The sequence below is a fragment of the Pseudomonas sp. B5(2017) genome (assembly GCF_002112825.1).
Classification (GTDB): Bacteria; Pseudomonadota; Gammaproteobacteria; order Pseudomonadales; family Pseudomonadaceae; genus Aquipseudomonas; species Aquipseudomonas putida_Z.
Genome location: NZ_NEIR01000006.1, coordinates 336,015 through 344,242, shown reverse-complemented (window position 1 = coordinate 344,242; position 8,228 = coordinate 336,015). Strand labels below are relative to the sequence as shown.

8 protein-coding genes are annotated in these 8,228 nt (G+C 64.6%); 6 read left to right on the top strand and 2 right to left on the bottom strand.

Translation table 11 applies throughout. The features are described 5' to 3' along the window. The 4 genes from rsmD to CAG00_RS12000 form a co-directional block, all read left to right on the top strand. The coding region (gene rsmD, locus CAG00_RS12015) for a 16S rRNA (guanine(966)-N(2))-methyltransferase RsmD (protein WP_085664349.1) at positions 1–570 on the top strand (570 nt) is incomplete at its 5' end. 131 nt (positions 571–701) lie between these two features. Continuing rightward, positions 702–1,985: a pitrilysin family protein gene (locus CAG00_RS12010; protein ID WP_176240878.1), complete on the top strand. Its 1,284-nt coding sequence runs from the start codon at positions 702–704 to the stop codon at positions 1,983–1,985. 71 nt (positions 1,986–2,056) lie between these two features. Continuing rightward, a complete protein-coding gene (locus CAG00_RS12005; RefSeq protein ID WP_176240877.1) occupies positions 2,057–3,361 on the top strand; it encodes a pitrilysin family protein in 1,305 nt (434 codons plus the stop codon). Between the two features lie 80 nt (positions 3,362–3,441). Beyond that, positions 3,442–4,434: a hydrolase gene (locus CAG00_RS12000; protein WP_085664346.1), complete on the top strand. Its 993-nt coding sequence runs from the start codon at positions 3,442–3,444 to the stop codon at positions 4,432–4,434. A gap of 140 nt (positions 4,435–4,574) precedes the next feature. Here CAG00_RS12000 and CAG00_RS11995 read toward each other — a convergent pair whose 3' ends face one another. Both CAG00_RS11995 and CAG00_RS11990 read right to left on the bottom strand, forming a co-directional pair. Next, complete coding sequence (locus tag CAG00_RS11995; protein WP_085664345.1) at positions 4,575–5,429, bottom strand: sulfurtransferase; 855 nt, start codon at positions 5,427–5,429, stop codon at positions 4,575–4,577. Between the two features lie 47 nt (positions 5,430–5,476). Further along, positions 5,477–6,142 (bottom strand): TetR/AcrR family transcriptional regulator, encoded by a 666-nt coding sequence (locus tag CAG00_RS11990; protein WP_025340981.1) that lies wholly within the window; start codon positions 6,140–6,142, stop codon positions 5,477–5,479. Positions 6,143–6,293: 151 nt separating this feature from the next. On the opposite strand from CAG00_RS11990, the gene CAG00_RS11985 reads away from it, so the two are divergent. Further along, complete coding sequence (locus CAG00_RS11985) at positions 6,294–7,724, top strand: coniferyl aldehyde dehydrogenase (protein WP_085664344.1); 1,431 nt, start codon at positions 6,294–6,296, stop codon at positions 7,722–7,724. 10 nt (positions 7,725–7,734) lie between these two features. Then, positions 7,735–8,220 (top strand): twin-arginine translocation pathway signal protein, encoded by a 486-nt coding sequence (locus tag CAG00_RS11980; protein ID WP_085664343.1) that lies wholly within the window; start codon positions 7,735–7,737, stop codon positions 8,218–8,220. The last annotated feature ends 8 nt before the right edge of the window (positions 8,221–8,228 follow it).

Here is an 8,228-nt window from a genome sequence, read left to right as displayed (position 1 = left end):
CCGGGCCAAAGCAAGGGCCAGGGCCACCTGCGCATCATCGCCGGCGAATGGCGCAGCCGCCGTCTGGCGGTGCCGGAAGGCGAAGGCCTGCGGCCAACGCCCGACCGCGTGCGCGAAACCCTGTTCAACTGGCTGGCGCCCTATATCGAGGGTGCCCGCGTGCTGGACGCCTTCACCGGCAGCGGCGCCCTGGTGCTCGAAGCCCTGTCCCGCGGGGCCGAGGACGCCGTCGCGCTGGACAGCAACCCGGCGGCCATCGCCAACCTGAAGAACAACCTCGAGATCCTGCGCTGCCCGCGCGGGCAAATCTTGCAGACCGACGCCCTGCGCTATCTGCAAGGCCCGGCCAAGCAGCAGTTCGACGTGGTGTTCCTCGACCCGCCGTTCCACCAGGACCTGCTGGCCGACACCTGCAACCTGCTGGAACAGAACCAGTGGCTGCGCGAGCAAGCGTGGGTCTACACAGAAAGCGAGGCTGCCCCGTCGACCTTGCAACTGCCAGGTAACTGGCGCCTGCATCGAGAGAAAAAGACCGGCCAGGTACATTACGCGCTCTGGCAGCGGGGCTAATTATTTAAAGCAGGTGCAGCACCCTTGTCGCTGAAGCTGTTCGGGTTCACATCAACCAGAGCACTTCAGCGATGACCTCACCACCTACTTCGCCACCCGACCTGGGCCAGGTCTCTGCAGGGCTTGCCGCCTTGTCCTGCACCACTACCTCGCCATTGCAGCACTTCACGCTGGAAAACGGCCTGTCCGTTTACTTGCGAGAACATCACAAGACATCTCTGGCCGCAGTCCAACTCTGGTACCACATAGGCTCAAGCCATGAGCCTGCCGGCCACACGAACCTGTCTCACGTACTGGAGCACCTGATCTTCGCAGGCAGCAGCAAACTGCCCGCCGGCCAATACAGCCGGGTGATCGCACGCATAGGGGGCAATGCCAATGCCTCCACCCACCTGGACGCCACCTCCTATGAAATCTCGCTACCGGCCAGCCGCCTGCCCATAGCGTTGGAAATCATGGCCGATGCCATGAGCACCGCAACCTTCGGCCAAGCGGAGATGGAAAGGGAGATAAAGGCGGTGGAGGACGAGCGCCGGCTCAAGCTGGACGTCCAGCCCGACCAACAGGCATACGATCAGCATAACGCTCTGGCCCATGGCACCAGCCCTTATGCAGGCCCGAGCTTCGGTTATCCGGCAGACCTGGACAGCATCGACCTGGCGGCGCTGCGAACCTGGTACAGGTCCTGGTATCAGCCCAACAACGCAACGCTTGTGGTAGTCGGCAGCGTTGACCTGCCAACGCTCCGGCAGCATGTGGCGCGTTACTTCGCAGGCGTGCCGAAAGCGCCTGTCGCCGACCGGCCTGTTCCACGCCATGACACTCAACTGCAGGCCCGCAGCCACACCGTAAGCCTGCCAGGGTTACGCGAGGGGCTGTTCATGTCATTCAACGTTCCAGGCCGAGCAACAGCCCCCGACGCCGGGACATCGCTTGCCCTGACCCTGCTTTGCGACTTGCTTGGCGCAGGTTTCAGCTCCCGGCTGTACAGCGACCTGGTACGGGACAGGCGCCTGCTTACAGGTGTGCGAGTGTCCTACGAGCCCTTGGTACGTGGCGACACACTGTTGACGATTTCAGCCTACGTGAACACCACCCACGCCACACCGGAAGACGCCGCCCAAGCCGTTTACGAGCATGTGCAGGCGCTGCGCAGCGTTGCCTTGCCGGAAGCAGAGCTGCAACGCGCCAAGTTGCGCATGCTCGCCCGACGGCTATTCGACCTTGACGCGCTCACCGCCCAGGCAGACGAGCTGGGCGCCGCTGCCGCCGCCGGTTTGCCAGCATCGGTGATTGACGAGGACTTCCCTCTCATCCGGGACCTCGACAGCGCGACAGTGCAACAGGTGGCGGTTGCCTATCTGGGGCGCGAACGGCTGACCACAACCTACCTTCGGCCAGGAGTGCCAGCATGAGCCCAGACAACTTGACGACCACCCGACCAACGCTATGCGACGGCCCAACTACCGACACCGCGTTGGAGGCCATGGCCAACCTGGAATCGGCCAAGGAAATCGAGCTTGGCCAGGTACCGCCCCTGCAAGCCGCCGCCAAATGTTGGCAAACCGCCGGCGGCGCAAAGGTCAGCTTCATCGCAGACCATGACCGCCCGATGTTCGACCTGGCCTTGCGCTTTCGAGCCGGCAACGTGCTTGACGGTGCCAACCCAGGCCTGGCTGCAGTTACCCTGTACAGCCTCGACCAAGGGACCGGGGAGCTCGATGCAGCACAGTTTGCCGAGCAGCTGGCCGGGTACGGGGCCATCCTCGGCAGAAGGATCACCGATGACAGTGCGGTCATCACACTCCGCTGCCTGAGCTTGCCCGCGCTACGCGCCAGCGTGATGCAACTGTTCACCCAGATGCTGGCATATCCTGCTTTCAGGGAGCCTGACGTGGCGAAAATCCGGGAGCGGCTGGCTTTCAACCGGGTCCGACAGGGCAGCCACCCCCTGGTACGGCTTACCAACACCACGATGGCTCATGTTTTCCGTGATCATCCGTACGCTGCCAGCGCCACCACGACGGCCAGTGGCACCGTCAATGTCGAGCAGATCAGGGACTTCCACCAGAAGGCTTACTCGGCGAACAATCTGGATATTGGCCTGGTGGGGGACCTGAGCCGCGAAGACGCGGAGCAACTGATCGACGAACTCACCCGTGCCCTGCCGCAGGAGTGGGCCGCCGCCGCCCCGCCGCCACTCCCCGAACACCCGCCACTCGTGCAGCACCTGACCGCCGCCGGCAGCGCCACCCGGGCACTGTTGACGTTGTCCTCGAAAGCTTCGCCAAGCAGCCCGCTATTTCCGGCCTTGACGCTGCTCAACGTGATACTTGGCACCAGCTATGAATCACGCCTGACGCAAGAGTTGCGAACCCTGCGCAGCCTGACCTACGCCATCTACTCCGACCTCAACCCGCTGGATGCGGCATGCCTGCTGCAAATTCATTGGGACATCGCCCCGCAGTACCGGGATGCGGCAGCGGCCCTGGTGTCGGGGATTGTCGCGTGCCTGCGCGAACGAGGCCCAAGCCAGGCAGAATGCGACATCGCTGTGAACGAAATTGCGGCCAAGCTGCATCACGACCTTGCAGACAGCGCCAAACTGGCCAGAGCACTTGCGACTTACAGCCACCAAGGGCTGCCAGGCGATCACCTTGCCACTTTTCTTGACAGGCTACAGTCGCTCACGCCTGCGAACCTGCGTGAAGCCGGGCAGGTGTGGTTGGGCAACGCGACGCAAGTGCTGGTGACCGTAGGCCCCGAGTCAGTGCAGCTGCCACTGCCGTAAACAATGAAGGACGACCAATAGCGCAGGTACATCGGGGTTTTTCCATGGCATTCTAGGCACGCACAACATGAGTCGCCCACATGCCCAGCCCCAGCGCAACGTTCCGTCCAGCCCTCGGCCTTGCCAATCCCCACTTGCAAACCTTGTGGGGACCATTGTGGCGAAAACTGCCAGAGCTGCAGCGCAACCGCGAGCGGCTATGGCTGGCCGATGGCGACTTCATCGACCTGGACTGGCATGGCCCGCACCAGCCCCACGCGCCGTTGGTGCTGGTGCTGCACGGTTTGACCGGCTCCTCCCACTCGCCCTACGTCAAAGGCTTGCAGCAAGCGCTGCAAGGCCGCGGCTGGGCCAGCGTGGCGGTGAACTGGCGCGGTTGCTCGGGCGAGCCCAACCTGCTGCCACGCAGCTACCATTCCGGCGCCAGCGAAGACCTGGCCGAAATCGTCAGCCACCTGCGTGCCCAGCGCCCGTTGGCGCCGTTGTATGCGGTGGGTTATTCGCTGGGGGGCAATGTGCTGCTGAAATACCTGGGCGAAAGCGGTGTCGCCAGCCAGTTGCAGGCTGCGGTAGCGGTGTCGGTGCCGTTTCGCCTGGACCACTGCGCCGACCGCATCGGCCAGGGCTTTTCAAAGGTGTACCAGGCGCATTTCATGCGCGAGATGCTGGCTTATGTGCAGCTCAAGCAGCGGCACTTCCACGACAAGGGCCAGCATGAAGGGCTGGCGACGCTGCAACGGCTGGGGCCGTTGGCCAACCTGCGCACGTTCTGGGATTTCGACGGCAAGGTCACCGCACCACTGAACGGTTTTCGCGATGCGCACGACTACTACCGCCGCTCATCGAGTCATTTTTTCCTCGGCCAGAACCGCACGCCGACGCTGATCATCCACTCCAGCGATGACCCTTTCGTCTCCGGCCACAGCCTGCCAACGGCCCGCGAACTGGCGCCGCAGACCCGCTTCGAACTGCACAGCCGCGGCGGCCATGTGGGCTTTGTCGATGGCAGCCTGCGCAACCCGGGCTATTACCTGGAGCGGCGGATTCCACAGTGGTTGGTGGAGGGCACATAAGCGATTGTTTTGCAGGAACCCTGTGGGAGCGGGCGCGCCCGCGAACACCGGCGCAGCCGGTGCCAGCCACCGCGTTGCATGCTTCGCGGGCTCGCCCGCTCCCACAGGGCCTGGGCGATCTCCTACAGGATTTGACCGGCTTACTCGCCAGTGGCTACGCCATGCTGCGGATCGTTGATCCACTCACTCCACGACCCGGCATACAGCTTGCCCAGCGGGTACCCGGCCAACGCCAGGGCAAACAGGTTATGACACGCCGTCACCCCTGACCCGCAATACGCCACCAACTGCTCCGGCGCCCGCCCGGCCAGCTTTTCGGCAAAGCGCTGTTTTAGCTGGTCCGGCTGCAGAAAACGCCCATCAGCCCCCAGGTTATCGGTGAACGCCGCGCACTGCGCCCCCGGAATATGCCCCGCCACCGGGTCGATCGGTTCCACTTCGCCACGGAAACGCGGCAAGGCACGCGCATCGATCAAGGTCAGGTCTGCGTTACCCAAGCGCTTGGCCAGGTGCTCGGCATCGATCAGCAGCTTGCCGTCCGGCTCACCGTTGAAGGTGCCTTCCCGCTTGAGCGGCGGGTCCAGGCTGAGCGGCAGGTGCGCCGCATGCCAGGCCCTCAGGCCACCGTCGAGGATCGCCACGCCGCTGCGCTTGCCCAGCCAGGCCAGCAGCCACCAGGCACGGGCAGCAAAAGCGCCAGGGCCGTCGTCGTACAGCACCACCTCGCTGTCATCGTCCAGGCCCCACTCTCGCAGGCGCTCGACCAGCCCGCGCGCATCCGGCAACGGGTGGCGCCCGGTGCGCCCCTTGCTCACCGGCCCGCTGAGGTCACGCTCCAGGTCGGCAAAATGCGCCCCGGCAATATGCCCCTGGGCATAGCTGCGTTGGCCATAGTCCACATCCTCGAGGGCGAAGCGGCAGTCGAGGATCACCAACTTGGGCGAGCCCAGACGCTCGGCCAACTGCTGCGGGGTGATCAATTGCGCAAGGGGCATGACAATCTCCTGATCGATGGCACTATCGATAGCACTGAGGCCCTGGGTTAGTGCTCCAGGGCCTGGTTGAACGGTACATGGAATTCCTGGCACAGGGCGTCCACGGCATTGCGGGCGTTGTCGGTGACGAAACCGAGCTCCAGCACCAGTACCTGGTAGACGCCGCGCTTGAAGGCTTCTTCACCCAGGTGCGCGGAATGCTCCCGCGTGGTGCTGAGAAAACGTACCCAGGACGTCAACACGATCCAGGCGTTGATGGTCAGCGATTCGATCTGCGCTGGTGCCATGGCCAGGATGCCCGCCTCGACGAAGCCGCGGTAGATCGCCTGGCCCTGGCGCAGGCAGCGCTCGGAAAAGCGCCGATAACGGGCGGCCAGTTCCGGGTCGCTGTCCAGCAGGTGCTCCAGGTCGCGGTGCAGAAAACGGTAGTTCCACATCGCCGCCAGCAGGGCCTTGAGGTAGAAGCGCTTGTCCTCCACGGTCGCCGCGCGGCCTTGCGGCGGGCGCAGGAAGCTGTCCACCAGCTCTTCGTACTGGCTGAACAGCAAAGCGATGATCGCCTGCTTGTTGGGGAAGTGGTAATACAGGTTGCCGGGCGAAATTTCCATGTGCGCGGCAATGTGGTTGGTACTGACGCTGCGTTCGCCCTGCTGGTTGAACAGCTCGAGGCTGTTCTGCACGATGCGCTCTCGGGTCTTCATGCGCGGGGCCATGCTCAGCTCCCAGTCTGCGGGCCTTCATCAAAGGGTCATCTTACGGCGTATTGGCGGTGGAATGCACCGCTCGACAACGCGGAAAAATTCGCACCATCGTACAAATTAGAGTATAGGCTCTAGGGATTCCCTGCCCGGACTCGACGCCGCCATGAACTCGCCCAGTGCCTTGCCCCCTGTGCAATCCGACCTCGACCTTGCGGCGACGTTCGCCACCCAGCGCCAGGCCTTTGCCGACAACCCCCTGCCAGCGGCGACGCAGCGGCGCCAATGGCTGAAAAGCCTGCGGGAAGCCTTGCTGGCCGGCCAGGCCGAACTGATCGAGGCAATCGGCCAGGACTTTGAGGGGCGCAGCGCCGACGAGACCCTGCTGGCCGAGCTGCTGCCCTCGGTGCAAGGCCTGCGCCACGCCGAAAAGCACCTGCAGCGCTGGATGCGCGCCAGCCGGCGCAAGGTCGGCCTGGCCTTCCAGCCGGCCAGCGCTCAGGTGCGCTACCAACCCCTGGGCGTGGTCGGCATCATCGTGCCGTGGAACTACCCGCTGTTCCTTGCCATCGGCCCGCTGACCTGCGCCCTGGCCGCCGGCAACCGGGTCATGCTCAAGCTCAGCGAAGCCACGCCCGCCACTGGCCTGGCGCTCAAGCAACTGCTGGAGCAGGTGTTCCCCACCGATCTGGTCAGCGTGGTGCTCGGCGAGGTCGAGGTAGGCCAGGCCTTTGCCCGCTTGCCGTTCGATCACCTGCTGTTCACCGGCGCCACCAGCGTGGGGCGCCAGGTAATGCTGGCTGCGGCGCACAACCTGACCCCCGTCACCCTGGAACTGGGTGGCAAGTCGCCGGCCATAGTCTCGGCCGACGTACCGCTGGACAGCGCCGCCGAGCGCATCGCCTTCGGCAAGACCCTCAACGCTGGCCAGACCTGCGTCGCCCCTGATTACGTGCTGGTGCCACGCGAGCGCCTGGAGGCCTTCAGCGACGCCTACCAGCGCGCCGTACGCCGGCTGTACCCGCGCATCGCCGGTAACCCCGACTACACCGCCATCATCAACCAGCGCCAGCTGCAGCGCTTGCAGCATCTACTGGACGATGCCCACGCCAAAGGTGCGCAGGTACTCGACCTGTACCCCGGTGAAACCCGCCAGGGCCGGCGCCTGCCACCCCACCTGCTGCTGGGGGTGAACGACAGCATGCAGGTGATGCAGGACGAAATCTTCGGCCCATTGCTGCCCCTGGTGCCCTACGACAGCCTCGAGCAGGCACTGGCCTACATCAACCAGCGCCCGCGCCCGCTGGCGCTTTACTACTTCGGCTATGACCGCGCAGCCCAGGAGCAGGTGCTGCGCCACACCCACTCCGGCGGAGTGTGCCTGAACGACACCCTGCTGCACGTGGCCCAGGATGACTTGCCGTTCGGCGGCATCGGCCCTTCAGGCATGGGCCATTACCATGGCCATGACGGTTTCCTGACCTTCAGCAAGGCCAAGGCGGTGCTGGCCAAGCAACGCTTCAACGCTGCCCGGCTGATCTACCCGCCTTATGGCAAAGCCTTGCAGCGCCTGGTCTTCAAGCTTTTCATCCGCTGAGGGCCGGCCCATGCACCGCCGCGAACTGCTGCGCTTCAGCCTTGGCGCCAGCGTCTTTCTGGCCGGTACCAGCCTGGTCGGCTGCAGCGCACAGACAGCCGCAACGGGTTACCAGGCACTGCGCGACGACGACCTGCCGCTGCTGCGCGCGCTGATCCCGGTGGTACTGGCCGGCACCCAAGCCGCCGAGACACTGGTGCTGCATAGCCTCGACCACAAGCTGGCGGCGCTGTCGCCAGAAATGCTCAAACTCACCCGGCAGTTGTTCGACGTGCTCAACCTGCCGCTCACCCGCGGCCCCCTGACCGGTGTCTGGGGCGCCTGGGAACGAGCCAGCGCCGCGCAGGTCACGGCCTTCCTGCAACGTTGGCAGGACAGCTCGCTGAACCTGCTGCGCATGGGCCACGCCTCGTTGCTGCAGTTGCTGCAGATGGCCTGGTACGAACGCCCCGAATCCTGGGCTGCCTGCGGCTACCCCGGGCCACCGAAAATCTGAAAACAACA